The following is a 26,668-nucleotide window of genomic DNA, read 5'->3' as shown; positions in this document are numbered from 1 at the left end:
CGGCGAACGGGCCAGGCTGCTACGCAGACACCCGCCCCGCCTTACCCGCCCGCTGAACCGTCCACCGGTTCTCCGGCACGTTCAGCCCGTAGGACGAGCGCAGCGTGGTTCCCGGGTACTCGGTGCGGAACAGGCCACGCTCCTGGAGGATCGGCACCACCTCGTCGACGAACACCTCCAGGCCACCGGGGTAGAACGGCGGCATGATGTTGAACCCGTCGGCTGCCCCGGCCCGGAACCACTCCTCGATCGTGTCCGCGACCTGCACCGGCGTACCCGTGAACACCCGGTGCCCACGCGCCCCGGCCAACCGGCCGAGCAGCTGACGCACCGTCGGGCGTTCCCGTTCGATGATGCCCGCCACCACCTGCGACCTGCTGTGGTTGTTGTCCAACGTCTGCCCGGTCGCCTGCACCGCGGACAGCGGGATCACCGTGTCCAGGTCATCCTCCGTGAAGTCCAGGTCGAACAGGCCGTTGAGCGTGGGCAGGTTGAACGCCGGGTTGATCAGCTCGGTGAACCCGGCCTCCAGCTCCTTCGCCTCCTTCTGCGTCGCCGCGATGAACGGTGACAGCCCCGGCAGGATCTTCACATCTTTCTCAGACCGCCCGGCCGCGACGGCCCGGGCCCGGATATCCGCGGCGAAGTCCACCGCGTCCTCCAGCCGTTGGTGGGCGGTGAAGATCGCCTCGGCGAAGCGTCCGCCCAGGGCACGGCCCGCGTTCGAGGACCCGGCCTGGACAAGTACCGGATGCCCCTGCGGCGAGCGCGGCACATTCAGCGGCCCCTTCGTGGACACGTACCGGCCCCGGTAGTCCGCCGGATGCACCCGGGAGGGGTCGGCCCAGCGTCCTGCGACCGGATCGACGAGCAGGGCGTCCTCCTCGAAGGAGTCCCATAACGCGACTACTGCCTCGACGAACTCGGTGGCGCGGGCGTAGCGCTCCTCCGCCGACGGGTGCCCGGTCAGGCCGAAATTTGCCGAGGCGACGTCGGCGGCGGTGGTCACGATGTTCCAGCCTGCCCGTCCGCCGGAGATGAGGTCCAGGGACGCGAACGCCCGGGCGAGGGTGTAGGGGTCGTTGTAGGTGGTGGACGCCGTGGCGACCAGACCGATGTGCTCGGTCCGCGCCGCGATGGCCGAGAGCAGTGTCAGCGGCTCGAAGCCCGCGCCGGGGCGTAGTTCGACATTGCCGGTGACGGCCGGGGAGTCGGCGAAGAAGATCGCGTCGAGCCGGCCACGCTCGGCGGTCCCGGCGATGTCCACGAAGTACTCCGGGTCGAGCAGTCGCTCCGGGGTGGTGGCGGGGTGTCGCCAGGCGGCCTCGTGGTGGCCCTCGGGGTAGACGAAGGCGTTGAGGACGAGCTGGTCGGTACGGTCGGTGTAGCTGGTGCGGTCGGTCATGTCAGTTCTCCTGTGGCGTAGGGGTTGAACTCGTTGGTGAACAGGTCGTCGGGGTTGACCTCGTCCTCGTGGAACTCGCCGTTACGGACCAGCCAGTCGGTCCAGATGCTGAACTCCTCGGGCTGGATCACACCGCCGGGTTTCGGTATCGACGAGCTGCGGTAGTACTCGGCCAGCGCAGGGTCCTCGTCGCGGTCGCGGCCCGCCATGATGGTCTTGTAGCGGTCGATGACGGTCTGTCGGTCGGTGGTCTGCAGCCAGCGGATCGCCCGGGCGACACCCTGGGTGAAGTCGGCGACCGCGTCGGGTGACTTCTCGATGAAGTTGTCGCGGAAGATCCAGGAGCCGTAGGAGAACTCGTCGAAGAGGTCCTTGTCGGTGTAGATCTCCCGGAAGTCCCCGGACGCCGCGGCGCGCTGGAGGAAGGGTCCGCTGACCGCGCCGACGTCGATCTGCCCGGAGCGCAACGCCTCCTCGTTGTTCACCGGTTCGACGACGACCAGGTTGACCTTCCCGATCTCCTCAGGCGTCAGGCCCTGCTGGCGCAGCCATTCGCGCGTGATGAACTCGGCGTGGGCACCCAGGGTGTTCATACCTATGGTCCTGCCGATGAGGTCCTTGCCGGTGTGGATGTCCGAATCCTTCTTGACGAGGAAGCCGTTGTAGGTCTCGGCGTCCGCCCCGTAGGAGTCGACGACGCCGGTGATCTTCGCCCCGGACGCCCGGAGCTTCGCGATCGCACCGTTGAAGGCGGAGCCGAAGTCGGTCTCGCCGGTCGCGACGTTCTGGATCGAGATCGGCCCCGAGGAGGTGTCGCTGACGCGGTTCAGGGCGATGTTGTCGAAGTAGCCCAGGTCCTCGGCGAGCTCGGGGAGGTTCACCGAGCCCGGCGTCCCCTGGTACTTCAGTTCATAGCGTCCGTCGGCGAGTTCGGTGGCCCCGCCGGTGCCGGCGCATCCGGCCAGTGCGAGGGAGGCCAGAAGGGAGAGGACGCCGAACAGAGAGAGCAGCAGGCGTCGCATCAGCGCCACCTCGACAGTCGACGCTGCACGGCGAGCAGGCCGTAGTTCGCGATCAGTCCGAGCGCGGCGATAGCGATGATGCCGACGTACATGTTGGCGATCTGGAAGTTGAGCTGGGACGCCTGGATGAGGTAGCCGAGCCCGGACTTCGCGCCGATCATCTCCGCGGCGACGAGAACGAGGATGGACGCCGCCGCCCCCATCCGCAGGCCGGTGAAGATCGAGGGCACCGCCGAGGGCAGCACGACCTTGGTGAAGATCTGGTGCGGACGCAGGTTCAGCGACCGGGCGGAGCGCACGAGCAGCGGGTCCACGGTACGTACCCCGGTGAGCGTGTTGAGCAGGATCGGGAACAGTGCGGCGTAGACCACCAGGGAGATCTTCGCGGTCTCACCGATGCCGAGCAGCAGAGTGACCACCGGCAGCAGGGCGAGGGCGGCAGTGTTGCGCAGGATCTCGAGGACCGGGGTGAGCAGGTCGGCGAGGAAGCGGTACCAGCCGATGAGCAGGCCGAGCGTCACCCCGGCGACGACGGCGATGCCGAAGCCGATGACCGAGCGCGTCAGGCTGGCCCCGACATGGTGGCCGAGCGTGCCGTCGGTGGTGAGCCGCCACGCCGCATCGAGCACATCACTCAGCGGCGGCAGGAAGATCGGGTTGACCCAGTCATTGCGCGGCGCGATCTCCCACACGGCGAGCAGGATCAGGATGAGCAGCGAGCGGGTCGCGGTGCGTCCCGCGAAACGTGGCAGGGCGTGCAGGATGCCTCGGGCGCGGGAGGACGCGGTGGGCGTGGCATCGGAGTCCGGGGTCGTGGGGTGCTCAGGGGAGGACGCCGGGTCAGCGCCGGCGGGTGAGGTGGTGGACCCGGGGGAGGTCCCGGTGGTGGCGTAGGCGTCCGGTGTGGTGGATGTGGAGGTGAGTGTCGTGCTCATCGGTGGGCTCCTGTGAGGGGTCGTGGGGTGGTCTCCTGCTGGAGCAGTGCCCAGAGGTGGTGACGCAGGGTGCGGAAGTCCTCGGTGGAGCGGGCATCCGGCACCGAGCGGTCGATATGGACGTCTTCCAGCGCCCGGATCCGGCCCGGGCGGGCGCTCATCACCGCGACGCGGTCGGAGAGGTACACGGCCTCGTCGATGCTGTGGGTGACGAAGACGATGGTCTTCTGCGTCTCCTCGCGGATCGTCAGCAGCAGGTCCTGCAGGGATTCGCGGGTGAAGGCGTCAAGGGCGGCGAAGGGCTCGTCCATGAGCAGCACATCCGGGTCGTAGGACAGGCTGCGGGCGATGGCGACGCGCTGTTTCATGCCGCCGGAGAGTTCCCCGGGGTGGCGGTCGGCGAAGTCGGACAGGCCGACGAGGTCGAGGTAGTGGCGGGCGGTCTCGCGCCGTTCGCGCCGGGAGCGGACGCTGTTCTCCAGCCCGAACTCGACATTGCCCAGGGCGGTGCGCCAGGGGAGCAGGGCGTACTGCTGGAAGACGATGCCGCGGTCGGTGCCGGGGCCGTCGACGGGTCGGCCGTCGATGAGGATCTCGCCGCCGGTCGGTGTGGTCAGGCCGGTGAGCAGGTCGAGGAGGGTGGATTTCCCGCATCCGGAGGGGCCGAGCAGGGAGAGGAACTCACCGTCACGGACGTCGAGACTGGTGCGGTCGAGCGCGGTGACGGTGTTACCGGAGGTGCCGGCCGGGAAGATCTTGGACACCTCCCGGACGGAGATTTTCGGTGGGGAGTGCGGTTCAGAGGAGTTTGTCATGGCGCGGAATACTGCCAACCGGCTCCCGAACCATCAAGAGGTTCAGTTCTCGTCACGCTGAACAACAGGCGGGTGGTTGACAGCGGTGACCACGGCTGTCCGGGGCCAGGTCACGCGAACAGCATCATGCAGTCCCGGTCCTGGAGGCCCAGGTCAGTGAGCGCATCCGTGGCGAGGAAGAGTGGATCCTCATCCCGCCGCGCCGGGGAGAACGCGTCCACGATGGCGTCATCGTCACCCCCGTCGAGGGTGTCGGCGCGGGATTCCGCCCGCTCGGCATCCGCATCGAGGGCCCCGGTGAAGGAGCTCCACGGGTCCGGTGCGGTGGAGACCGTCGGACTCAACTCGTCCATCTCTTCGGCAGTGCGGCGCTTCTCGGTGGCGATGCGCCCGGCGGCGTCCCGGATCCCTGCGGTGATCTCAGGCAGGTCCTCGCGGGAGAGTACCGGCCGGGTGACGTCCCGGAAGATCAGCTCGCTGTCCTCGGGGAAGTTCTCGCCGAACCGACGCTCGACGATCGCGGTGCAGATCGACGCCGCCTCCCGGTAAAGGCCGGTGTCCGGGTCCTCCGGCGGCACCAGGGTGAAGACCTGTGCGCAGTCGTGGGAGCCCATGCGGTCCTGGATCTCCTCGGGGAACTCGGCACCTGATTCGCCGGCGAGGCCGAGGAAGGCGCTCTTCATGGCGTCCTCGTCACCGGACTCCAGGGTGCTGATCTGGTCGTTCCACACCTCGGCGGTGGCCTGCCAGGCCTGCCACCACGCGTCCAGCCCGTCCACCTCGGCGACGGGGTCCTTCAGAGACTCCAGCGCGGTCTCCCGGTCATCGACCCGTTGCCGGAGCTCCGCGGTGGCCTCGGTGATCAGGTGCGCGTCGGGGGTATCCCCGGTCATCAGGGCCGTGGCCACCCCGGTCGTCCCGCTGTAGTCCTCCGGCAGATCCTCGGCGGAGCGGTCGTTGATCACCTGGGAGCAGGCGGTCGCCAGCCTGCTCTCTGCCGACCGGTCGGTGGCTGAGGCCGTGGTCGTCGGGGTCGGGTCGGCGTCGTTCCCGGAGCAGGCGACCGTGGCCGCGCAGGCGAGGGTGAGAACCAGGGCCAGGGTCGCGCGGGAGATGTCCATGTCATCAGTATCCGGTACGCGGTCACCCCGCGGCACACCCTCGGCTGTCCGCAGGTCGAGGTGGCCTCCACCCCGGTGAACCGGTCGCCGGGCCGGCAGTCCGGTCCCGTCAGGACGCCGCGCAGATCGGCGTCCTCCCGGATGATCTCGCCGAAGGACCGGCCGTCGGTGGTCAGCTCGCGCGAGTCGAACACCGGCGAGGCCATCGGATCCGTCAGGTCGATGCCGCTGAGGTCCGGGGCGGAGGACGCAGCGTCTTCCGCGGCAGCGGCGGTGGCCCCATCATCCGGGGAGTCGCCGAAGAAAGCGACGGGAGAGTGCAGACGGGATCGTCGGATCCTCGGCTGCGAAACTCGACGGGACGCATCCTGCGGTTTCGGCACTCCAGTGTGGAAACCCCGCCCGGTCACCCTGGGACGGGTGACCGGGCGGGGCAGAAGGAGAGAAGTCCTACAGGGGGCGCCCTACCGAGCAGCGGAGCGGACGCTGTTGGCCTCGCGCTCCAGCTCCTCGATCTCTCGGTTGAGCTCGGCGGCGTGCTCGACGGCCTCTTCCCGGGATGCGGCGGCGGGATTGGAACCCCACATCGGTCGGCCGTTGGTCTCCGGAAGGTAGCGCAGGGCGATCAACCCGATCGCACCGGCGATCATGAGGTAGTAGGCGGGCCACATCAGGTTGTCCGTGGCGGAGATCAGGGCCTCCATGACCGTGGAGGTCGTGCCGCCGAACAGGGAGATCGACACGTTGAAGGCGATCGCCAGGGCACCGGCGCGCACCACCGTCGGGAACAGGGAGGGCAGGGTCGACGGCATGATCGAGCTGAAGCAGATCAGCGACAGTCCCATGATGAGCATTCCCAGGAAGACCGTCACCACGTTGTCGACCCGGACCAGGAGGATCGACGGGATCGCCAGCACGATCAGCGAGACGCAGCCGGCGAGGACGATCGGCTTGCGTCCGACACGGTCCGACAGCCTGCCGAAGACGGGGATCAGCAGCAGGCAGATCAGCATGACGATGATCTCGAGGATATTGGCCGTGAGGCTGGTGATCTCGAAGCCGTCCTGCCGGTTGCCGACCTCGTCGAAGTAGGAGGGCATGAAGGAGGTCAGCATGTAGTTCGTGACGTTCCAGGCGATCACCAGGCCACAGCAGACCAGGACGGAGGGCCAGAGGGACGCGATCTTCTTGAACTCGTGGCCCTCGAAGTCGCGGGCCGCGTGGGTCTCGCTCTCCGGTGCGCTCTTGGCGGCCTCCTGTGCCTCGAAGGCGGGGGTGTCGCTGAGCTTGGCGCGGAGGTAGATGCCGATGAAGCCCAGTGGAAGGGCGACGAAGAAGGGCAGGCGCCAGCCCCAGGACTGCATGGCGTCGTCGCCGAGGACGGACTCGAGGATCACCGCGACAGAAGCACCGAGCACGTAGCCGCCGAAGGTACCGACCTCCAGCAGGCTGCCGAAGAAGCCACGTTTACGGTCCGGGGCGTACTCCGCGATGAAGGTCATGGCGTTGGAGTACTCGCCGCCGGTCGAGAAGCCCTGCAGGAGGCGGCAGAGCAGCAGCAGGAACGGTGCGGCCATGCCGATGGTGGCGTAGTCGGGGATGACGCCGATGAGGAAGGTGGCGGTCGCCATCATGATCATCGTGATGGCGAGGACACGGTTACGTCCGATGCGGTCGGAGAGCGGTCCGAAGATCAGGCCGCCGATCGGGCGGACGAGGAAGGAGACCGCGAAGAGGCCGGCGGTGATGATCTTGCCTGCTGCGCCGGAATCCTCCGGAAGGAACACCCCCTCGATGGTCAGCATGAGGTAGCCGTAGACGCCGAAGTCGTACCATTCGGTGACGTTTCCGATGGCGGCGGCGTTGATGGCGGTTCTGACGGTGGCGGGCTCGGTGACGGTCACGTCGTCTGCCTTCCACCTCTTTCCCTTGGTGGGGGTGGGGGTCTTCGGGTGTGATCCGAACATGGCTGGGGTCAGCCGTCCTTCCGGGGTTCCGGGGTGTGCAGTGGGTGGGGTTGTCCTGGGCCGCGGTCCTTTCGTCGGGTCTTGACGGACGGGTCCCGTGGCACGGAGTGCACGGGACCGTGAGGACGCCGGGGAATGGCGTCCGGTAATGAAATACTCGTTCTACTGTATAGTCGCCTTATCAATATGAGCAACCTGATCGCCTCTCTCTACTGAAGCTGAGAGGCGAAGTGACCGGCGTTTACGCAGGTATCCCCCGTGAATCTGGGGTGAACTACATCGTCGCAGGTCGGGGGAATATTAGGGAGTGGTAAGACCGGTCCTGGCGTCCGTGGTTCACCTCGGACTCATCAGAGCCCGTGCCACTCTGAAGGGGCGGGAGTGGCACGGGCGAGAAGAGGTCAGGCCTTGCCTGCGTCCTTCACCGCGTAGAGCGGGTGGTCCAGGCGCCAGGTGGCCAGGGTGATCAGGGTGCACAGGATCGCCAGGACGGCGAGTGTGTCATCGGTGCCGGCGGAGACGAAGAGTACGGCGCCGGTGAGGATGCCCCCGAGGAAGCCTGCGTAGGTCACCGCCTGGGAGACCCACACCCAGCGGCTCACGCGGGCCATGTGGAGGGCGAACCCCTGGCCCATCTTCACCAGCGTCCCGGTGACATAGGACAGCGGCATCGCGACCTGGTTGTTGCGGCTGACGGAGGTGTTGAGTGCGCCGAGTCCGAAGGCCAGGCACAGGACGGGGATGACGCCGAACAGGTCCGATGCTCCCTCGGTGGCCACGTCCGCGAACCAGGCGAGATAGGCGGCTCCGGTGGTGAGGACCGTGGCGCCGTGCCGGGATTTGCGCCACCAGCGGATCCTGGCCCAGGTCGCGACCATTACACCGAGGATGAAGACGAGGACGGTGGTCAGGGCGCTGATACCCAGGACATGCTCCCCCTTGGCATGCTCGAGGATCATCCGCTCGGTGTTGCCGGTCATGAAGGTGACGTACCAGCCGTCGGTGTGCAGCCAGGCAGCTGCGCCCATCGCGCCGGCCAAGGCGGCAAGCACGATGCCGAGGGCCATTTCACGACCGTCGTGATAGGGGCCGAGGGCGGGGTGCGGGGTGCTCGGCGGACTGTGCTCGTCCGGTCGGTTGACCGGGGTAGCTGTGGTCGGGGTATGCGTGGTCGTGGGATGTGAGGGCACGATCGGGCGCCTTTCCGGGTAAGGGTCTGTCTGGTCTGTCCCGTCTGGCCGGACGGCCAGATCGGTCCCGGGGCGACACCGCCGGTGCGAGGAGAGTCGGCGGTGAGTCCCGGGGTTGGCCAGTCTATGTGGGGTGTACGCTCTTCACCTCATGATTCCGGACACGTCCGACCAGTGTGGAGATGCAGGTCACAGTGCGCTCATGGTTTCCCCGCCTGGCTCGCGCGAATGCTGCTACTGTTTTCAGGAAGGGAACTCACCGGGTTCCGGGGATGACGGCGAGGGGCCGTCGCATACGTCGAGACGAAAGCCGACATGAAAGTTGAGGGCGGGGACATGGGGTTCACGCATACGCGCGCAATGACCACACTGGTGGTCGCCACCTTCGCGGTCCTGATACTCACCGGGTGCTCCGGAGGAGAGTCGGAGTCGGGGAAAGCACGATGGAGGGGGAACACAGCCGACGGACCAGCAGGGGTTCCGACGATCAGCGTCCTGCCGCCGGGTTCGCTGGCCCGGGAATGGAGATGCGGGAATGGAGATGAAAGAACTTCCGGAGTTCCCGGAGAGCAGCGGGATGTCAGACGAAAGGGTGGAGCAGGCGGTCGACACCATGGTGACGGGTGACGTCGACGCAGTTGAGCGACTGTCCCTCCAGCAGTACATGGGGGCGCCGGACGGCAGGACGAATTCCCACTCGGACGAGGCCCTCGAAAATCTCCGGCGCTGACCCGACGCCCACCACAGGATGGGGCCGAGGACAGGGACAAGCCAGCAGACGGCACCCCGCGACTGTGTCCGCCCGTGTCGCTCATCCCGGCCAACCAGGTGGTCAACACAGCTCCTCTCAACCGGGACTACCGGGCGCCCCGGTCCCCGGCGTGTCCTTCGCCGCCCACCGCAGCCCGCGGTTCAACAGCCGCATGACCCCGCGGTACGCCCACGGCATGTTCACCTGTGCCCAGCGTCCCACCCGGATGTCCGGGCTGGTGTACAGCAGGTAGCGGCCTTTGCGCACACCACCGACGATCGAGGACGCCGCCTCCTCAGGTGTCACCGCGATGCCCTGGAACAGGCCCTTCGCCTTCAACACCCGCGGCTTCGACTGGTCGACCCCGTCGATGTCGATGGTACGGACCAGGGGAGTGTCCACCGCACCCGGCACGGCACAGTGCACGGCGATCCCGGAGGACGCCAGGTCGAACCGCAGCACCTCGCACAGCCCCAGCACTCCACCCTTCGACGCCGCATAGGCACCGTGCCACGGCAGGCCCAGGAACCCGGCGGCCGAGGACACACAGCACAGGTGCCGTGAGCGTTTCCGGCCAGGCAGCAGCCCGAAGAGGCGGCGTCCTTCCCGACCTGTCAGCGCCGGCGCCGTAGACATCGGAGGCACCAGCGACTCGACCACGTTCACCGTGCCGATGAGGTTGACGTCGATGACCTTCGTCCACTTGTCGTGTGGCAGCGTGGTCGGATCACCCCAGATCGCGATGCCGGCGACGTGGAAGACCTCCTCCGGTGCGCCGTGTGCGTCCACCAGAGCAGCACCCCAGGAGGACACCGCCTCATGGTCGGTGACATCCAGGGCGCTCACGTCCACGACCGAGCCGGGGGTGGCGTCCTCCAGCTCTGTGCGCAGTGACGCCAACCCCTCCTCGTCCCGGTCGGTGAGCGCGAGTCGTCGCCCCTCACCGGCCAGGGTGCGGGCGACCTCCCGACCGATGCCGGACGCCGCCCCCGTCACCACGCTGTACCCGTTGCTTCCGTCGTTGCCGCCCATCGCCGTGACCTACTCGAACTCGAGGCCGAGCAGGGCGTTCTCCACCAGCTCGGACAGGGACGGGTGCGGCCAGTACTGCTTGCGGGCGAAGTCCACCAGATCCAGGTCGAACTCGATCGCGGTGACGAGCAGCTGGATCAGCGTCGCGGCCTGCGGGCCCATGATGTGCGCACCGAGTAGACGACGCGATCCGGCGTCCGCGATGAGCTTGCAGAACCCGGTGGTGTCCTCCATCGCCCAGCCGTAGGCGACATCCGAGTACTCCTGCACCTTCACGGTGATCGTGCGGTCGTTCTCCTCGGCCCACGCGCGGGCCTCGGTCTCGGTCATGCCGACATAGCCGATCTGCGGGTGGCTGAAGATACCGCCGGGGACGTTGTCGTGCTTGAGCGGCTCCAGGTCGAACTCATCGGAGGAGGCCACGTTGTGGAACACCGCCCTGGCCTCCTGGTTCGCCACATGCTTGAGCTCCGGGCCGGCGATGGCGTCGCCCAGGGCCCAGACCCCGTCAGCGGAGGTGCGGCCGAAGTCGTCGACGATGATCTTGCCGTCGCCATCGAGCTCCACCCCGCCGGCCGCGCAGTCCAGCAGATCGGAGTTCGGGACTCGGCCCTGGGCCAGCAGCAGCTCGTCGCAGTCGATTTCGCGTCCGTCGTCGAGGGTGACGGTGACCAGACCGCCGTGCTCGCGGGCGGCGGTGACGGTGCGACCCAGCAGGTTCGTCCACTGCGTACCCGCGACCTCGGTGAAGCGGCCGCTCACCGTCTCATCGAACTTCCGCAGCAACGTATTCGACCGGTTGATGACGAACACCTCCACTCCCAGGGAGGAGAAGACGTGCGCGAACTCGGTGGCGATGATGCTGCCGCCGAGGATGACCATGGTGCGCGGCAGCTGCTCCATCCGCATCACGTCGACATTGGTGCGGTAGCGCACACCGGACTCCGCGATGACGTCCGGCACCCAGGTGCGTGTACCGGTGGCGAGGATGATCTGGTCGGCGGTGACGGTGATGGTGGCGTCCCCGTTCTCCCCGGTGCCGATCTGCATCGTGCGGTCGCCGGTGAACCGGGCGACGTCGGAGTACAAGGTGATGTTCGGGGTCTCGTCGCCGCGCCGGTACTCCTCACCGCCACGGGAGATCGGGTCGATACGACGGCCGAAGACGCGCTCTTTGAGACCGTCCCAGTCGATGCGCCACTGCGGCTGGTCGACCGGCTCACCGGTGCCGGGGTTGACCGGGGAGAGTCCGTAGCGGGACGCCTCGGAGAGCTCACGGGCGACATCGGCGGTGTAGACGTACATCTTCGTGGGGATACACCCGACGTTGATGCAGGTGCCGCCGAAGATGCCCTTCTCGACGATGGCGATCTTCCGGTCGTTGAGTTCCTCGGGGATGGAGTTGCCCGAGCCGGTGCCGACGATGATCAGGTCGTAGTGTTCTGCGTGTTCTGCGTGTTCTGCGTGCTCTGCGCTGTCTGCCGCGATATCTGCCATGGGCACGATCGTAGTGATCTACAGGCTCGGCCGGTGACCTCCGGCAGTGGAACCTGCACAGCGGCATCTCTCCCTGTCGCCTCGGACCGCTCAGCCGACGCGAAGAGATGCCGGACTGCCGGAAGGGATGCCGACATGTGGCAGCGTCGCGGCCCTGAGGCGCTGACGCTGTGGTGAGCGATTCCGGCGAGAGGGCGGGAGCTGGAAACAGGGAGCTGGGAACAGGCAAGACAGGGGAGAAGGGTGACCGCCTCAGCCCAGGAAGGCGTCCACTGCCTCGAAGGCGGTCTCGCGGACCTCCGGTCGGGAGAGGAAGACGTCGTGCATCGCGCCGGGCACCGTGACGACCACACAGTCCGGGTCGACCAGGTGGGCGGCGTCCCGCATCTGTGAGGGCTTGAGGATCGTGTCGGTGAGGAAGGCGATCTCCTCCGGAACCTCCACCCCGTCGGTGCCCTTGATGCTGCGGCCCGGGCTGTCGGCGTCCGAGCACAGCAGAAGAGTCGGCACACCGGTGGAGAACCGGCCGGTGTGCAGTTTGTCGATCTCACGGGACACACCCACCAGCCAACTGACCTGTTTCGGGCGGGGGAGCAGCGGCTTGTACTCGCGGTCGTAGTCCCACTCGCCGAACTCCTCGGCGTGCAGCGTCCGCCCGTAGGTCGGGTTGATGCCCCCGGGCACGTGCCATGCCGGCGCCACCTTCGCGACCTTCGGGAACACCTGCCGGATGACGAAGTTGGTGAACCCGTCGAACTGGAGGTCCAGCCACGGACTGTTCAGCACGACCGCGTCAATCACACCGTGGAGGACGCCGCGGGCCGCATCACCGCGCCGGGCGGCGGCGTGGAGGCGGGCGACGAACATGGTGACGTCCAGACCGCCGGTGGAGTGGCCTACCGGGACGACCGAGGGGTGTCCCGCACCGAGCAGGGACAGGGCGACGGAGAGGTCCTCGTCGTAGATCGCCTGCGAGGTGACATGGTGCCAGGTCTGGCCGGCGCGGTGGGAGCGTCCGCACTTGCGGAGGTCGATGCCGTAGACGGCGTACCCCAGGGCGTCGAAGTGCTCGGCGACGTGGGTCTGGAAGAAGAAGTCGGTCATGCCGTGGACGAGGAGCATGGCGGGGCGCCCAGCATAGGCGGCGTCTGACCCGGCGTCCTCCCCGGAAGGCCGGTAGCGCACCAGCGTGGTCACCACGGGTGTACCCGGTGCCTCGCCGTCCGGGTCGTCGCCGAGTTCGACGGTCGTCTGCTCGTATCCCTCACCCAGAAGGTCGGGCACAAAGTCCAGGTCATGGATACTTGTTCCCATTGGTTGGGACAGTACGGAGGCAAGATTGAGATGAGTCACAGGCGGTCATGCTACCCGGCAGAACGGGCCCCGATGGTGAACATGGCACGTCACCGCGTACCATTACCTGATTGTGGACGCCCCGACCTCTCCGGTCGCACACCGTACAACGGTGCCGCCCGGCCGGTCGCGACGGCGGAACAGCAGCGATGAAAAGGATTGTGCTAAACGTGTCACCCTCCCAGAATGACCGCGTCGACGTCGCCCTTGTCGGCGCCGGCGTCATCTCGACGACTCTCTCCGTGATGCTCCGTGAGCTCCAGCCCGACTGGAGCCAGCTCATCATCGAGCGCCAGGACATCCCGGCCTCCGAGTCCTCGGACCCGTGGAACAACGCCGGTACGGGCCACTCCGCGCTGTGCGAGCTGAACTACACCCCCGAGGTCAACGGCAAGGTGGACATCACCAAGGCCGTCAACATCAACGAGAAGTTCCAGGTCTCCCGCCAGTTCTGGTCCTACCTCGTCGAGAACGGCACCCTGGGTGACCCGAGCGAGTGGATCAACCCCACCCCGCACATGTCCTTCGGTCACGGTGCCAAGGATGTCGCGTACATCAAGGCCCGCTACGAGGCCCTGAAGGACAACCCGCTCTTCCCGGACATGCACTACACCGACGATCCTGAGGTCTTCGCCTCCAAGGTCCCGCTGATGGACAAGGGTCGCGACTACTCCGAGGGTGTCGGCCTGTCCTGGATCGACGCCGGTACCGACATCAACTACGGTGCCCTGACCCGCCAGTACCTGGACGCGGTCACCGCCCAGGGTGTCGAGGTCCGTTACGGCTCGCAGACCACCGACATCACCCGCGAGGGCAACGGCTGGAAGCTGACCGTCAAGAACCTGCACAACGGCGACACCACCACCGTGCACGCGAAGTTCGTCTTCGTCGGTGCCGGCGGAATGGCCCTGCCGCTGCTGCAGAAGTCGGGCATCTCCGAGATCAAGGGCTACGCCGGCTTCCCGGTCTCCGGCCAGTGGCTGCGCTGCACCAACCAGGAGCTCGTCGACCAGCACGCCGCGAAGGTCTACGGCAAGGCCGCCGTCGGCGCCCCGCCGATGTCCGTCCCGCACCTGGACACCCGCGTCATCGACGGCAAGAAGGGCCTGCTGTTCGGCCCGTACGCCGGCTGGACCCCGAAGTTCCTCAAGCAGGGTTCCTACCTGGACCTGTTCAAGTCCCTGCGCCCGGGCAACATCCCGTCCTACCTGGGTGTCGCCGCCCAGGAGTTCGGTCTGACCAAGTACCTCGTCACCGAGGTGCTGAAGAACCAGGCTGCCCGTGTCGAATCGCTGCGTGAGTACATGCCCGACGCCCGCGACGAGGACTGGGAGCTCGTGACCGCCGGTCAGCGCGTCCAGGTCATCAAGCCGGCCAAGGCCCCGAAGTTCGGTTCCCTCGAGTTCGGTACCGCGCTGATCAACTCCGCCGACGGTTCCATTGCCGGCCTGATGGGTGCGTCCCCGGGAGCCTCCATCGCCCCGTCGGCGATGTTCGAGGTCCTGCAGGCCTGCTTCTCCGACAAGATGGACGAGTGGACCCCGAAGCTCAAGGACATGGTCCCGTCCTACGGCAGCAAGCTCTCCGACGACAACGCTCTGTACAACGAGCAGTGGGAGCGTAGCCAGAAGGCCCTGAAGCTGGCCTAGGCGTCCGGCCGTGCACTGACAACGACCCGGCAGGGTGGTCTGAGGATTCTCAGACCACCCTGCCGGGTCGTTGATGTGCGGGCACTAGACTCGGTGGCTATGAGTCTTGTACTGACCGGGGTACCGGTGCTGGTGGTCGACGGGCCGGAGGCGGATATCGCCGCCGAGCTGCTGCGCGAGCAGGGGGCCGTGCCTGTGGGGTGGGGGGATGTCGCCACGCGGATCGGCCTGGTCCGCATTCCCGCGGGTACGGAGACCACGGCTGCCGACGAGGCGCTGGCGTGGGCGCACCGTAACGGTATCCCCGTCGACGACCGGCGCCCCCGGGAGGAGAGGAAGGACGCCACCCCCGACGCCACTTCATCATCCACTGTCGGCGAGGTCGTCCTCGTCGGTGGTGGACCGGGCGATCCGGAGCTGATCACGGTGGCCGGGGCGAAGGCACTGGCCGAGGCTGACGTCATCCTCACCGACCATCTCGGCCCGGTGGATCTCGCCGAGGACGCCGCAGCCCGCGGTGCCGAACTCATCGACGTCGCGAAGATCCCGTACTCCCGCCAGGTCGCCCAGGAGCGGATCAACGAACTCATGGTCGAGCGGGCGAGCGAGGGGAAGAAGGTCGTGCGGCTCAAGGGTGGTGATCCGTTCATCTTCGGCCGCGGTTACGAGGAGATCGAGGCCTGCACGGCTGCCGGCATTCCGGTCCAGGTCATTCCCGGGGTGACCTCGATGACCGCAGGACCTGCGGTGGCGGGGATCTCGCTGACCCACCGCGGGCTCAACCATGACCTGACGCTGGTCTCCGGACATGTGCCGCCGGACTCGTCGAAGTCACTGGTGGACTGGACCGCACTGGCCGGTATGACCGGCACCCTCGTGCTCATCATGGCGGTGAAGAACGCCGGCGCGATCGCCGCGGAGCTCATCGCCCAGGGGCGGGACGCCGCCACCCCGGCGGTCGTCGTGGAGAACGCCTCCATGCCCGGCCAGCGGGTCACCGCCGCGACGCTGGCGACCCTCGGCGAGACCATTGAGCGGGAGGGCCTCGGTCATCCCGCCGTCATCGTCATCGGGGACGCCGCGGGGCACATCGCCGAGCTGGGGTAGGTCACCGCAGCGGGGATCTACTGCACCCGGCGGACAGTACCCGGTCCGCGGAGCCATTCACCGAGGTGGGGGAGCGTGAATTCGACCTTGCCGCGCCCTGCGGGCTGGATGAGGTCGCGTTCGATGAGCCGGGCGCGGACGTCCGAGGTGGAACCCGCGGTTTTCCCGAGCGCTTCGGCGACATCTGCGGTGGACTGTGGCCCGTCGCCGAGTTCTGCCATCGCCGAGAGATAGCGGCGTTGGCCCGCCGGAACCTCCTTGAGGGAGATGAAGTGGACCTGGGCACCCATGGACTGGACGGCTTCGCTCCGCTCCCTGTCAACGTCCGCGGCTTCGATGACAGTCCGCTCCTTCCGCTGTGCGGTTTCCCAGCAGAGGTAACCGATGAGCTGGACGAGGTACGGATAACCCTCGGCGATGTCGACGGCTGTCTCGACCGCCTCGGGAGTGAACTCGATACCGGACCCGTCTGTGGTGTGCCGGATGACGTCTCCTGCGTCCTCATCGGTCAGTGGCCCCAGGTCATACCGTTCGGCCCGACGGAGGAACGTCGTCCCGGGCAGATTGAGGAGTCGGTCGGTGCCGAACGGCAGTCCGGCGACGACCAGGGAGACCTCCATGCGGTCACGGACGAGATCCTGGTAGGCGACGGCCAGCCGGGTGATGTCCTCCGCATCAGCGTCCTGGATCTCGTCGACCGTGATGAGGACGCCTGTGCCCTCCAGTAGTGCGAGAAGCTCGCGTAGCCGTGTGTTGATGGTCGGAACCGGCTGGAGGGGGTCGGATGTCGATGTGCTCACCGATCCCAGTCCGGCAATGCTCACGCCGGAGACCTTACGGCGTGACGGCGGATCGAGCTCCAGGATCTTGCCGGGGATCACGGTGTCCGTGAGATCGGCGACCGGGTTGTCTCTGCCGGAGGCTCGCAGCACTATCCACCCGCGGGTGGCGGCGATGTCCTCGAGTTCTGTGAGGAGGGCGGTCTTTCCGATCCCTCGGGCACCACTGATGACCATGCTGCGGGTGGGGGAACCCGGGCCGCTCTCCAATGCCCGGGTGAAGTCATCGAGGATGATGCGTCGTCCGGCCCAGTGGCGGGGCGACGCTCCGAAAGTCGGACTGAAGGGATTGGGGACTGTTGCGCTCACACCGTCAGACTGCCAGATAAAACGATAAACCGATAGTCTTCGCGAGTTCCGAGAATCCGATAAAACGATAGAACGGGTGTGGTCGACGCAGTCAGAGACTCCGATAGTCCGAGATTCGGTGACCTTCGGCCGCCTCGGCATCACACCACCAGCGTCAGGGTGTCCTTGGGGGCCTTGCCGCCGACCGCCTCGTTGGTCTCGACGGTCATCCCCGCAGACTCGGCGATCGCGGCGACGTCAGCGGCTGTGCGGGCGGCATCGGCATCTGCACCGGCGGTGGCCAGCACCCGGGCCAGGACGCCTTTGTAGTGCTTGTTGAAGTGGCTGACGACCTTGCGGCTGCCGTCCGGGCGCACCGATTCGACCCGCACCGTCACCGCCGCCGGCACCTTGCCGAGTCCCTGGTAGCCGCCGGAGCGCAGATCGACGATCACACCGTCCCCGGAGCCGTCCGGGGTACACTGCAGGGCCTCGGTGATCAGGCGTCCCCACCGCTTCTTCAGCGTCGGTACCGCGGTGAGCACCGCGGACCCTGTGCCCCGCCCGGCGTTCTGCACCGGCAGCTTCGTGCCCGAGGACAACCGGTAGTGGGGGATGAGGTCGTCGGCGCGGACCACCCCGAACAGGGCAGATCCGACGGCCAGCCGGGACCTGGCGTCCGCGTCCTTGTCCGTGAGGGACGCCGCGTCCAGGGCATCGTAGAGGACCCCGGTGTAGCGCTCCAGCGCCGGCATCGTCGCGGCGGTGCGCAGCTCACGGTTGGCCACAGCCTCCCCACGCAGCGCCTCAGAAATGCCCAGGACCTGCAACGCGGCGTCCTCATCGAGGGATGAGAGATCGTCGAGGATCTCCGAGCGGACCGGGGTGAGAGTGGGGAAGGACAGAGTGTCGAGGTCCAGCGCGGGACCGGTGCCTCCGTCGGCCTTTGTCTCGGACGGAGGAAGGAGAATCAACATGAGGGACACCCTATCGATGTGGACAGAAGCGATGAACTAGAGTACCGGTCATGATCACCCGGATGTCCTCTTTCTTCCTGCGCACCCTGCGCGAAGATCCCGCTGATGCGGAAGTCCCCAGCCACAAGCTTCTCGTCCGTGCCGGCTACATCCGGCGTGTCGCACCCGGTGTGTATTCCTGGCTGCCGCTGGGTCTGCGTGTCCTGCACAATATCGAGGCGATCGTCCGCCGCGAGATGAACGCCATCGGGGCCCAGGAGATCCGGCTGCCCGCCCTGCTGCCGCGTGAGCCCTACGAGCGCTCCAACCGGTGGACCGAGTACGGCGACTCCCTGCTGCGCCTCAAGGACCGCAAGGGTGCCGACTACCTCCTGGGCCCGACCCACGAGGAGATGTTCACCGACCTGGTCAAGGGTGAGTACTCGTCCTACAAGGACTTCCCGGTCACCCTGTACCAGATCCAGACGAAGTACCGCGATGAGGAGCGTCCGCGCGCCGGCATCCTGCGTGGCCGCGAGTTCATCATGAAGGACTCGTACTCCTTCACCATGGACGACGCCGGGCTCGACGAGGCCTACAAGGCGCACCGTGTCGCCTACCAGCGCATCTTCGACTCCCTCGGTGTCGAGTACGCCATCTGTGCCGCCACCTCCGGTGCGATGGGCGGCTCGGCTTCCGAGGAGTTCCTCGCGGTTTCCGCTTCCGGTGAGGACACCTTCGTGCGCGCCACCGACGGTGACTACGCCGCCAATGTCGAGGCCGTCATCACCCCGGCCCCGGCCGAGCGCCCCATCGACGGTCAGCCCGAGGCGAAGGTCTACGACACCCCGGACGCCACCACCATGGACACCCTCCTGGACTGGGCACGGTCCGAGGGGCTGGAGGTCGACGGACGTCCCGCCGAGCTCACCGACACGCTCAAGTGCCTCGTCGTGAAGATCACCGAGCCCGGCGGAGAGCCGGAGCTCACCGGCGTCCTGCTGCCGGGTGACCGTGAGGCCGACATGAAGCGCCTCGAGGCATCCCTGGAGCCGGCTGTGGTCGAGCTTGCCTCCGACGAGGACTTCGCGAAGAACCCCTTCCTCGTCAAGGGCTACGTCGGGCCGAAGGGCCTGGCGGACAACGGTATCAAGGTTCTCGCCGATCCGCGCGTGGTCAACGGCACCGCCTGGATCACCGGTGCGGACGCGAAGAACCGCCACGTCGCCAACATGGTCGCCGGTCGCGACTTCACCGTCGACGGCTTCATCGAGGCCGCCGAGATCCGTGAAGGGGACGCGGCGCCGGACGGCATGGGCACGCTGACCCTGGAGCGCGGCATCGAGATCGGTCACATCTTCCAGCTCGGCCGGAAGTACACCGAAGCCTTCGACGTGAAGATCCTCGACGAGTCCGGCAAGCGCTCCGTGCCGACCATGGGCTCCTACGGCCTTGGCGTCTCCCGCCTCATTGCGGTGCTCGCCGAGCAGATGCACGACGACAAAGGTCTGCGCTGGCCGACCACCGTCGCACCGTTCGACGTCCACGTCGTCATCGCGAACAAGGACGCCGCCGCCGGCGAGGCCGCCGAGTCCCTGGCTTCCGAGCTGGATGCCGCCGGCCTCGAGGTCATCTTCGACGAGCGCCCCAAGGTGGGCCCCGGCGTGAAGTTCAAGGACGCAGAGCTGCTCGGAATGCCGCTGGTCGTCATCGTGGGCCGCGGTTTCGCCGAGGGCACCGTGGAACTGCGCAACCGTCTCACCGGTGAGACCACGAACATCGTCTACGGGGATGCGGTCGCCACGATCCGCGAGCTCGCCGGGAAGTAGTCCACCTTCTGCGCTACGCTGTCCTGCGGTCGTCCTGCACAGATGCGGGACCATGAGCGTAGGAGGTGATGACTTGGCGCCGAAGAAGAAACGTCCAGGGACGTGGAAGATGAGCCCGGAGCAGCTGCAGCAGCATCTGCTGCTGAAGACCCGGGCACGCACCGTCCCTGACAAGAAGAAGCAGAACGACCGAAGGGCCTGCCGGAACTCCCGGCAGGCCCTTCGGGGTATCAGGGCGCCTGTACCTCACGGCTACCTCACGGCTACCTCACGGCTACCTCACGGCTACCTCACGGCCGCCGGAACAGCCGGAGGATCTACTCGCCGCGCACGGCGACCGCGAGGGGATCCTCGCCCAGGGCGTCTTCCAGCGCGGCCTCGCAGCGCGCGGAGACCGCGCACCACATGGCCACGGTGAGCCGGTCCCCGGAGTCCGCGGTCCGTACCGTCCGTCGCAGGTCCACGGTGACCCCGTGTACAGCGTCCAGCAGCATCGCCACGGCGTCGGACCCGGACGGCGCACCGGACGGGAAGGTGTAGCCGGCCGATGAGGCGACCCCGGTGGCGGTGACGAGCGCATCGCGCACCCGGCGCAGTCGCGTCCCGACCGTCGTGACCGCCGAGGTCGAGGACCCGGCCGACGGCAGGATCCGTCCGGACAACCAGATCGCCTCGTGGATCCGGGAGGTGGCGTCCTCCAGCTCGGAGGGGGCGGAACCGGACAGCGGCCCGTCCACCACGGCCCAGTCGACCGCCGGCGCCCCGGCGTCCTTGTCAGCGACCGTGGCCTGCGCGGCGAAGAGTCCTGTGAGCAGGGACGCCTGGTCCTTGTCCGCGGCCTCAGGCAGCAGTGCGGTCATCATGTCCCGCACGGACGCCACGGACGGCATCTCGGCGGGTGCCTCGACATTGTCGACGGACGCGGTGCAGGAGTCGGAGGGCTCGGTGCCGCACTGCCGGATCACTTCCGCGGAGACCCGCTCGGCCTGCGTGCGGAAGAAGGACGACGGGGCGACCGACGACCCGCCGAGAGCCTGCAGGGCACCGAGGATCTCCAGCATCCGCTCATCGGGTTCCGGCTGGTCAGGGGAGCAGGCGGTGAGAGTGCCGGCGGCGGGGAGCGCGGTCACACCCAGTCCGACCAACAGGGTCCGGGTGAGGAATCGACGACGTGACAGTCGGGGCAGGGGAGTCTCGTGCACTCTCCCAGTGTGCCATCTGAGGCCGGTGCTACTGTTCTGGGCATGGCTTTTCCCTCTGAACAGGAGCTCCGCGAGATTGCGGAGCCGTTGGCGGCGTCCCTCGGATTCGATGTCGAGGCGGTGAACGTCACCCGGGCCGGGGCGAAGTCCGCGGTCCGTCTCGCCGTGGACGGTGACACCCGTCCGGACCTGGACCAGCTGGAGGAGCTCAGTCAGGCCGTCTCCGCGGAGTTCGACGCCCGTGAGACCGCTGGCACCCTCAATTTCGGCCCCGGCTACACCCTGGAACTGACCACCCCCGGTCTGGACACCCCGCTCACCGCCGGGCGCCACTTCCGCCGCAATGTCGGACGCCTCGTCCTGCTCCGCGGTGAGAAGCTGCGCATCGCCGGAGTCGACGAGGGCAGCGCCGACGGGGACAGTGGGGACGCCACCGTCTGGCTGATCCGTCCGGCCGTGAAGAAGAAGGACGCCCCGACCGTCCTGGCCACGGAGTTGGCGGAAGCGGCCGGTGCCCTGGTAGAAGTAGAGTTTTCCGATGCCCCCGCCGCCGAATCCGAGCTGGTGGGACTGGACCCCGAGAAGTACCGTGCGCTGACCGCGCAGGAGGACGACAAGTGAAAATTGACCTGAGTGCCCTGAAAGCCCTGGAGGACATGGAACATGTCCAGGAGGAGTCCCTGATCAGGGCCATTTCTTTCGCCCTGCTCGATTCCTACCGGGAGTTGACCAAGGTGGAGGACCGCGCCCGGGTGGAGATCGACCGGGTCGACGGCACGGTGCGCGTTCTGCGCTCCGAGACCGATGACGAGGGCAATGTCACCGGTGAGTTCGACGACACCCCCACCGACTTCGGACGCGACGCCGCCCGCGCCGTGCGCGACGCCATCCGTGGCCAGGTCAACGTCGCCCGCGCCGAGACCAGCTACGGCAAGTACTCCGCCCTGGAGGGCACCGTCGTCTCCGGCGTCGTCAGCCGGGACGCCCGCGCCAATGAGCGCGGACTCACCGTCGTCCACCTCGGTACCGAGGCCGACGGACAGGACGGCATGATCCTCACCGCCGAGCACATCCCCGGCGAGAAGCTCGAGCACGGTGACCGCGTGAAGTGCTACGTCACCGCGGTCCACCGTGGCCAGCGGGGCATCCAGATCCTCCTGTCGCGCACCCACCCCGAACTGGTCCGCGGTCTGTTCGCCCTCGAGGTCCCCGAGGTCGCCGACGAGGCCGTGGAGATCGCCGGCATCGCCCGTGAGGCCGGTCACCGCTCCAAGGTCGCCGTGCGGTCGGCGGTCAACGGTCTGAACGCCAAGGGCGCCTGCATCGGCCCGCGTGGCCAGCGTGTCACCGCGATCATGGACGCCCTGGGCGGCGAGAAGATCGACATCGTCGACTTCTCCGAGGACCCGGCGGTCTACGTCGGCAACGCCCTGGCCCCGGCCAAGGTCGTCCGCGTCGACGTCACCGACCACGACATGCAGGTCGCCCGGGCGGTTGTCCCGGACCACCAGCTGTCCCTGGCGATCGGCCGTGAGGGGCAGAACGCCCGCCTGGCCGCCCGCCTCACCGGCTGGAAGATCGACATCCGACCGGAGTCCGACCCCGGTGAGACCGACGAGACGGGGGAGTACCGCGACACCCGCGAGGACTGATCCGGGGAGCGGACACGGTGCCCGGTGTGCCGGTTGGCTGTGAAGGCCTCTCAGGCGTTACACTGGTCAACGGTCTGAGAACCGGGAGACAAGAGGAGGTACGGCAGTGTCCGATGACAGGCGTACCTCCACCCCGGTGGCGGGTCCCCAGCGGACCTGCATCGCCTCCCGCCGTACACAGTCGGCCGACCGGCTGTTGCGGTGTGTCGCGGTCCGGGACAGTGCGGGCGCCGTGAGCGTCCTGCCTGATCCGGCCCGCCGGCGTCCCGGCCGTGGTGCATGGATCACCGCGACCGTGGAGGCGTACGAGACCGCGGTACAGCGCAGGGCATTCGCCCGTGCGCTGAACGTGCCCGCTGAGGCGGATACACAGCCGGTCCGCGAATACATCGTGGCCGCGAACGAAAAGGAAACCGATTACTGATGAGCGCACGATGAAGCAGCATCAGCGATGAGTGTCCACACGACCAGGAGTCGTACGTAGTCAGGCACGCAGGGAGCTTTCCCGGTGTGCCAGGGCCTGCGACTCCGACCATCACGAAGGAGAGCAGTGCCCGGAAAGCTACGCGTTCACGAGCTTGCAAAGCAGCTCGGCGTAACCAGCAAGGAACTTCTCGCCACGCTCAAGGAGCAGGGCGAGTTCGTCAAGTCCGCCTCATCGACCGTTGAACCGCCGGTCGCCAAGAAGATGCGGAACCACTACGGCGCGGGTTCCGCGTCGAAGGACGCCACCCCCGGTGCCGCGTCCACCACCCCGGGCCCCGTGCCCGGTTCCTCCGCGAAGCCCGGCCCCAAGCCGGGTGCTAAGCCGGGTGCCGCAGCCGGTCAGAAGCCCGGCCCGAAGTCCGCCCCGACCCCGGCCGCCGCCACCAAGGCTGCCGCCTCGGCCCCCGCCGAGAAGAAGGAAGCCCCGGAGCAGCCGGCCCCGAAGTCCTCGCCGCGTCCCACCCCGGGTGCCGCCGCGAAGCCAGCGGGTCGCCCAACCCCGGGTGCCGCCGCGAAGCCGACCCCCGGTGCCAAGCCGGGTGCCGCAGCCGGTCAGAAGCCGGGACCGCGTCCGGGTGGCTCCACCAAGCCGGGTCCGAAGCCCGGTGGACGTGCCCCGCGCGTCGCCAACAACCCGTTCTCCTCCGGTACCGAGCGTCCGGCGCCGCGTCCTCGTCCGGGACAGGGCGCCAAGTCCGACATGCCCCGCCCCGGTGGCAACCGGTCCAACGCGCCGCGTCCGGGGGCGGCCCCGCGACCCGGTGGCGCCGGTGCCGTGAAGCCGGGCGGACGTCGTCCGTCGCCGGCCTCCATGCCGAGCCACCCGTCGCCGGGTCAGATGCCGGCCAAGTCGTCGAACAACGGCGGCGGCGGTCGCGGCCGTGGCGGTCAGGGCGGCCCCGGTGGCTCCGGTCCGGGCGGCGGCGGTCCCCGCGGTGGTCGCGGTGGACGTCGCGGCGGTACCGCCGGCGCCTTCGGGCGTCCGGGTGGCGCTCCGCGTCGTGGACGCAAGTCGAAGCGGCAGAAGCGTAACGAGTACGAGGCGATGCAGGCACCGTCCGTGGTGGGCGGCGTCCGTCTGCCCAACGGTAAGGGCGCGAAGATCCGCCTGCGCCGTGGCGCGTCGCTCGCCGACTTCGCCGAGAAGATCAACGCTGATCCGGCCGCTCTGGTCCAGGCGCTGTTCAACCTCGGCGAGATGGTCACCGCGACCGCGTCCGTCCCGGACGACACGCTGAAGCTGCTCGGCGACGAAATGGACTACAAGGTCGAGGTCGTCTCCCCGGAGGACGAGGACCGTGAGCTGCTCGAGTCCTTCGACCTGACCTTCGGTGAGGATGAGGGCGACAAGGACGATCTCGTCCGTCGTCCCGCCGTCGTCACCGTCATGGGTCACGTCGACCACGGTAAGACCCGACTGCTGGACACGATCCGCAAGACCAACGTCGGTTCCGGCGAGGCCGGCGGCATCACCCAGCACATCGGTGCCTACCAGGTCTCCCTCGATGTCGAGGGCACCGAGCGCAAGCTCACCCTGCTGGATACCCCGGGTCACGAGGCGTTCACCGCCATGCGTGCCCGTGGTGCCAAGGCCACCGACATCGCGATCCTCGTGGTCGCCGCGGACGACGGCGTCATGCCTCAGACCGTGGAGGCCATCAACCACGCGAAGGCCGCCGACGTGCCGATCGTCGTCGCCGTGAACAAGATCGACAAGGAGGGCGCCGACCCGGAGAAGATCCGCGGCCAGCTCACCGAGTACGGTCTGACCCCGACCGAGTGGGGTGGCGAGACCGAGTTCGTCGACATCTCCGCCAAGCAGGGCACCAATGTCGAGACGCTGCTGGAGCAGGTGCTGCTCACCGCCGACATCGAGCTCGGTGACGAGCTCATGGTCAACCCGGACATGCAGGCCCAGGGTGTCGCCATCGAGTCGCACCTCGACCGTGGTCGTGGTCCGATCGCCAACGTCATCGTCCAGCGCGGTACCCTCCACGTCGGCGACTCCATCGTCGTCGGTGACGCCCACGGTCGTGTTCGCCGCATGGTCGACGAGAACGGTGCCGACGTCCACGACGCCGAGCCGTCCCGTCCGGTCCAGGTGCTGGGTCTCACCAGCGTCTCCGGCGCCGGCGACAACCTGCTCGTCGTCGACGACGACCGCACTGCCCGCCAGATCGCGGACCAGCGCAATGCCCGTCGCCGTAACGCCCTGCAGGCCCGGTCCCGCAAGCGCATCAGCCTCGCGGACCTGGATGACGTGCTCAAGGAGACCAGCACCCTCAACCTCATCCTCAAGGGTGACAACGCCGGTACGGTCGAGGCTCTGGAGGATTCCCTCCTCCAGATCGAGATCGACGACGAGGTGCAGCTCAACATCGTCGACCGTGGTGTCGGTGCCGTGACGAAGACCAACGTCGACCTGGCTGCGGCCTCCGACGCGATCATCATCGGCTTCAACGTCCGCGCCGAGGGTAAGGCCACCGAGGTGGCCAACGCCGAGGGTGTCGAGATCCGGTACTACTCCGTCATCTACGACGCGATCGACGAGGTCGAGTCCGCCCTCAAGGGCATGCTCAAGCCGGTCTACGAGGAGCGGGAGATCGGTACCGCCGAGATCCGCCAGCTGTTCAAGGCCTCCGCTGTCGGCCTCATCGCCGGTTGCATGGTCCAGACCGGCAAGATGCGCCGTAACGCCCAGGTCCGCCTGGTCCGTGACGGCAAGGTTGTCGCGGAAAAGGCGACGATCAACTCGCTGCGCCGCGAGAAGGATGACGCCACCGAGGTCAGCCACGGTTACGAGTGCGGTATGGTGCTCTCGTACCCGGACATCCAGGTCGGCGACACCATCGAGGCCTACGAGCTGGTCGAGGTTCCCCGCGACCAGGTCAAGAAGGATGACAAGAAGGACAAGTAGTCCCTTCCGACAGTGACGGCCCCGCGGGTCAGGGTTCACGCCCTGTGCGTCCCCGCGGGGCCGTCCGTCGCCCGCAGTACGAATCCAGAACCTGTTCAGAACACAGTGAAGTGAAGGTGTCTCCCATGGCAGACCACGCCCGCGCAGCCCGAATGGCCAAGCGCATCATGACCATCGTCGCCTCCGCCATCGAGCGCGAGGTCAAGGACCGTCGCCTCGAGTACGTGACGGTCACCGACTGCCGTGTCACCGGCGACCTGCATGACGCCACGGTGTTCTACACCGTCCGTGGCGCGGGTATCGACGAGGAGCCGGACACCGAGGCCGCGGCCGAGGCACTCCACCGTGCCCGCGGTCAGCTGCGCAAGATCGTCGGCGACCAGCTCTCGGTCCGCTTCACCCCGACCCTCAACTTCTCGCTCGACACCGTCCCGGAGGCCTCCGCCCACATGGAGGAGCTCCTGGCGAAGGCCCGCGAGATCGATGAGCGGGTCCGTGCCCAGGCCGCCGGTGCCGCCCCGGCCGGTGAGTCCGACCCCTACCGGGTTCCCGGTGAGGAGGACGCACAGGCCGCGGCTGACGCTGCCGATACGGCTGACGCTGAGGACGGTGCCGACGCCGACCGTGGCTGAGGTGCCGGCAGTCACGTCACGAC

General features: G+C 67.7%; 22 protein-coding genes. 9 read left to right on the top strand and 13 right to left on the bottom strand.

All coding sequences use genetic code 11. The annotated features are described in order from the left end of the window. Positions 1-19: 19 nt before the first annotated feature. From Q0A27_RS14930 to Q0A27_RS14900, 7 genes are all read right to left on the bottom strand, one after another. Positions 20-1,405: an LLM class flavin-dependent oxidoreductase gene (locus Q0A27_RS14930; protein WP_291476654.1), complete on the bottom strand. Its 1,386-nt coding sequence runs from the start codon at positions 1,403-1,405 to the stop codon at positions 20-22. Continuing rightward, positions 1,402-2,427 carry an ABC transporter substrate-binding protein gene (locus Q0A27_RS14925; RefSeq protein ID WP_291476652.1) on the bottom strand — a complete coding sequence of 342 codons (1,026 nt, stop codon included), beginning with the start codon at positions 2,425-2,427 and terminating at the stop codon, positions 1,402-1,404. The genes Q0A27_RS14930 and Q0A27_RS14925 overlap by 4 nt, the downstream gene beginning before the upstream one ends. Continuing rightward, complete coding sequence (locus Q0A27_RS14920) at positions 2,427-3,362, bottom strand: ABC transporter permease (protein ID WP_291476650.1); 936 nt, start codon at positions 3,360-3,362, stop codon at positions 2,427-2,429. Before Q0A27_RS14920 ends, Q0A27_RS14925 begins: the two co-directional genes overlap by 1 nt. Next, complete coding sequence (locus Q0A27_RS14915; protein WP_291476648.1) at positions 3,359-4,177, bottom strand: ABC transporter ATP-binding protein; 819 nt, start codon at positions 4,175-4,177, stop codon at positions 3,359-3,361. The genes Q0A27_RS14920 and Q0A27_RS14915 overlap by 4 nt, the downstream gene beginning before the upstream one ends. 110 nt (positions 4,178-4,287) lie before the next feature. After that, a complete protein-coding gene (locus Q0A27_RS14910) occupies positions 4,288-5,298 on the bottom strand; it encodes a hypothetical protein (protein WP_291476646.1) in 1,011 nt (336 codons plus the stop codon). Positions 5,299-5,762: 464 nt separating this feature from the next. After that, positions 5,763-7,265 carry an MFS transporter gene (locus Q0A27_RS14905; RefSeq protein WP_291476645.1) on the bottom strand — a complete coding sequence of 501 codons (1,503 nt, stop codon included), beginning with the start codon at positions 7,263-7,265 and terminating at the stop codon, positions 5,763-5,765. Between the two features lie 401 nt (positions 7,266-7,666). Continuing rightward, positions 7,667-8,455 (bottom strand): YoaK family protein, encoded by a 789-nt coding sequence (locus tag Q0A27_RS14900; RefSeq protein ID WP_291476643.1) that lies wholly within the window; start codon positions 8,453-8,455, stop codon positions 7,667-7,669. Positions 8,456-8,990: 535 nt separating this feature from the next. Between Q0A27_RS14900 and Q0A27_RS14895 the strand changes: the two genes are divergently transcribed. Continuing rightward, on the top strand, positions 8,991-9,185 hold the full coding sequence (locus tag Q0A27_RS14895; protein WP_291476641.1) for a hypothetical protein: 195 nt from the start codon (positions 8,991-8,993) through the stop codon (positions 9,183-9,185). A gap of 117 nt (positions 9,186-9,302) precedes the next feature. Here Q0A27_RS14895 and Q0A27_RS14890 read toward each other — a convergent pair whose 3' ends face one another. The 3 genes from Q0A27_RS14890 to Q0A27_RS14880 all read right to left on the bottom strand — a co-directional run bounded on the left by Q0A27_RS14890 (position 9,303) and on the right by Q0A27_RS14880 (position 13,049). Continuing rightward, entirely contained in the window at positions 9,303-10,238 is a 936-nt protein-coding gene (locus Q0A27_RS14890; RefSeq protein WP_291476639.1) for an SDR family oxidoreductase, read from the bottom strand. Between the two features lie 9 nt (positions 10,239-10,247). Then, positions 10,248-11,735 carry a mycothione reductase gene (mtr, locus tag Q0A27_RS14885; protein WP_291476637.1) on the bottom strand — a complete coding sequence of 496 codons (1,488 nt, stop codon included), beginning with the start codon at positions 11,733-11,735 and terminating at the stop codon, positions 10,248-10,250. 252 nt (positions 11,736-11,987) lie between these two features. Further along, positions 11,988-13,049 carry an alpha/beta hydrolase gene (locus Q0A27_RS14880; RefSeq protein ID WP_291476635.1) on the bottom strand — a complete coding sequence of 354 codons (1,062 nt, stop codon included), beginning with the start codon at positions 13,047-13,049 and terminating at the stop codon, positions 11,988-11,990. Between the two features lie 188 nt (positions 13,050-13,237). Between Q0A27_RS14880 and mqo the strand changes: the two genes are divergently transcribed. Both mqo and cobA read left to right on the top strand, forming a co-directional pair. Then, positions 13,238-14,737, top strand: coding sequence for a malate dehydrogenase (quinone) (gene mqo, locus Q0A27_RS14875; RefSeq protein WP_200859043.1), 1,500 nt, complete (start codon positions 13,238-13,240; stop codon positions 14,735-14,737). A 99-nt stretch (positions 14,738-14,836) separates the two neighbouring features. Beyond that, positions 14,837-15,844, top strand: a complete 1,008-nt coding sequence (gene cobA, locus Q0A27_RS14870) for a uroporphyrinogen-III C-methyltransferase (RefSeq protein ID WP_291476631.1) — start codon at positions 14,837-14,839, stop codon at positions 15,842-15,844. A gap of 17 nt (positions 15,845-15,861) precedes the next feature. Here cobA and Q0A27_RS14865 read toward each other — a convergent pair whose 3' ends face one another. Together Q0A27_RS14865 and yaaA are read right to left on the bottom strand one after the other, a co-directional pair. Next, positions 15,862-16,992 (bottom strand): ATP-binding protein, encoded by a 1,131-nt coding sequence (locus Q0A27_RS14865; protein WP_288629446.1) that lies wholly within the window; start codon positions 16,990-16,992, stop codon positions 15,862-15,864. 140 nt (positions 16,993-17,132) lie between these two features. Further along, on the bottom strand, positions 17,133-17,948 hold the full coding sequence (gene yaaA / locus Q0A27_RS14860; protein ID WP_291476627.1) for a peroxide stress protein YaaA: 816 nt from the start codon (positions 17,946-17,948) through the stop codon (positions 17,133-17,135). 50 nt (positions 17,949-17,998) lie between these two features. Here yaaA and Q0A27_RS14855 point away from each other — a divergent pair, with 50 nt between their 5' ends. After that, complete coding sequence (locus tag Q0A27_RS14855; RefSeq protein ID WP_291476626.1) at positions 17,999-19,756, top strand: proline--tRNA ligase; 1,758 nt, start codon at positions 17,999-18,001, stop codon at positions 19,754-19,756. Between the two features lie 317 nt (positions 19,757-20,073). Here the strand turns inward: Q0A27_RS14855 and Q0A27_RS14850 are convergent, their stop codons facing one another. Beyond that, entirely contained in the window at positions 20,074-20,958 is an 885-nt protein-coding gene (locus Q0A27_RS14850) for a hypothetical protein (RefSeq protein ID WP_291476625.1), read from the bottom strand. 42 nt (positions 20,959-21,000) lie between these two features. On the opposite strand from Q0A27_RS14850, the gene rimP reads away from it, so the two are divergent. From rimP to rbfA, 5 genes are all read left to right on the top strand, one after another. Then, positions 21,001-21,579, top strand: a complete 579-nt coding sequence (gene rimP, locus Q0A27_RS14845) for a ribosome maturation factor RimP (protein ID WP_291476624.1) — start codon at positions 21,001-21,003, stop codon at positions 21,577-21,579. Beyond that, the gene (gene nusA / locus Q0A27_RS14840; protein ID WP_291476623.1) at positions 21,576-22,610 is read left to right on the top strand and encodes a transcription termination factor NusA; all 1,035 of its coding nucleotides are present in this window, start codon (positions 21,576-21,578) and stop codon (positions 22,608-22,610) included. The genes rimP and nusA overlap by 4 nt, the downstream gene beginning before the upstream one ends. Before the next feature lie 106 nt (positions 22,611-22,716). Beyond that, positions 22,717-23,034 (top strand): YlxR family protein, encoded by a 318-nt coding sequence (locus Q0A27_RS14835; protein WP_291476621.1) that lies wholly within the window; start codon positions 22,717-22,719, stop codon positions 23,032-23,034. A gap of 126 nt (positions 23,035-23,160) precedes the next feature. Then, positions 23,161-26,013 carry a translation initiation factor IF-2 gene (infB, locus tag Q0A27_RS14830; RefSeq protein ID WP_291476619.1) on the top strand — a complete coding sequence of 951 codons (2,853 nt, stop codon included), beginning with the start codon at positions 23,161-23,163 and terminating at the stop codon, positions 26,011-26,013. A 125-nt stretch (positions 26,014-26,138) separates the two neighbouring features. Beyond that, a complete protein-coding gene (gene rbfA, locus Q0A27_RS14825; protein WP_291476617.1) occupies positions 26,139-26,645 on the top strand; it encodes a 30S ribosome-binding factor RbfA in 507 nt (168 codons plus the stop codon). Positions 26,646-26,668 lie beyond the last annotated feature (23 nt).

The sequence above is a fragment of the Corynebacterium sp. genome, from assembly GCF_022712275.1.
Taxonomy (GTDB): Bacteria; Actinomycetota; Actinomycetes; order Mycobacteriales; family Mycobacteriaceae; genus Corynebacterium.
This window is presented reverse-complemented; position numbering and strand designations above follow the sequence as displayed.

What these genes read in the sequence shown, in the direction of transcription:
- Q0A27_RS14895 (WP_291476641.1), top strand. Translation starts at nt 8,991, where the DNA reads ATGGAGATGAAAGAACTTCCGGAGTTCCCGGAGAGCAGCGGGATGTCA.
- cobA (WP_291476631.1), top strand. Translation starts at nt 14,837, where the DNA reads ATGAGTCTTGTACTGACCGGGGTACCGGTGCTGGTGGTCGACGGGCCG.
- Q0A27_RS14855 (WP_291476626.1), top strand. Translation starts at nt 17,999, where the DNA reads ATGATCACCCGGATGTCCTCTTTCTTCCTGCGCACCCTGCGCGAAGAT.
- Q0A27_RS14880 (WP_291476635.1), bottom strand. Translation starts at nt 13,049, where the DNA reads ATGGGAACAAGTATCCATGACCTGGACTTTGTGCCCGACCTTCTGGGT.
- yaaA (WP_291476627.1), bottom strand. Translation starts at nt 17,948, where the DNA reads ATGTTGATTCTCCTTCCTCCGTCCGAGACAAAGGCCGACGGAGGCACC.
- mqo (WP_200859043.1), top strand. Translation starts at nt 13,238, where the DNA reads ATGAAAAGGATTGTGCTAAACGTGTCACCCTCCCAGAATGACCGCGTC.
- Q0A27_RS14890 (WP_291476639.1), bottom strand. Translation starts at nt 10,238, where the DNA reads ATGGGCGGCAACGACGGAAGCAACGGGTACAGCGTGGTGACGGGGGCG.
- Q0A27_RS14910 (WP_291476646.1), bottom strand. Translation starts at nt 5,298, where the DNA reads ATGGACATCTCCCGCGCGACCCTGGCCCTGGTTCTCACCCTCGCCTGC.
- Q0A27_RS14930 (WP_291476654.1), bottom strand. Translation starts at nt 1,405, where the DNA reads ATGACCGACCGCACCAGCTACACCGACCGTACCGACCAGCTCGTCCTC.
- Q0A27_RS14925 (WP_291476652.1), bottom strand. Translation starts at nt 2,427, where the DNA reads ATGCGACGCCTGCTGCTCTCTCTGTTCGGCGTCCTCTCCCTTCTGGCC.
- Q0A27_RS14915 (WP_291476648.1), bottom strand. Translation starts at nt 4,177, where the DNA reads ATGACAAACTCCTCTGAACCGCACTCCCCACCGAAAATCTCCGTCCGG.
- rimP (WP_291476624.1), top strand. Translation starts at nt 21,001, where the DNA reads ATGGCTTTTCCCTCTGAACAGGAGCTCCGCGAGATTGCGGAGCCGTTG.
- Q0A27_RS14920 (WP_291476650.1), bottom strand. Translation starts at nt 3,362, where the DNA reads ATGAGCACGACACTCACCTCCACATCCACCACACCGGACGCCTACGCC.
- Q0A27_RS14905 (WP_291476645.1), bottom strand. Translation starts at nt 7,265, where the DNA reads ATGTTCGGATCACACCCGAAGACCCCCACCCCCACCAAGGGAAAGAGG.
- rbfA (WP_291476617.1), top strand. Translation starts at nt 26,139, where the DNA reads ATGGCAGACCACGCCCGCGCAGCCCGAATGGCCAAGCGCATCATGACC.
- mtr (WP_291476637.1), bottom strand. Translation starts at nt 11,735, where the DNA reads ATGGCAGATATCGCGGCAGACAGCGCAGAGCACGCAGAACACGCAGAA.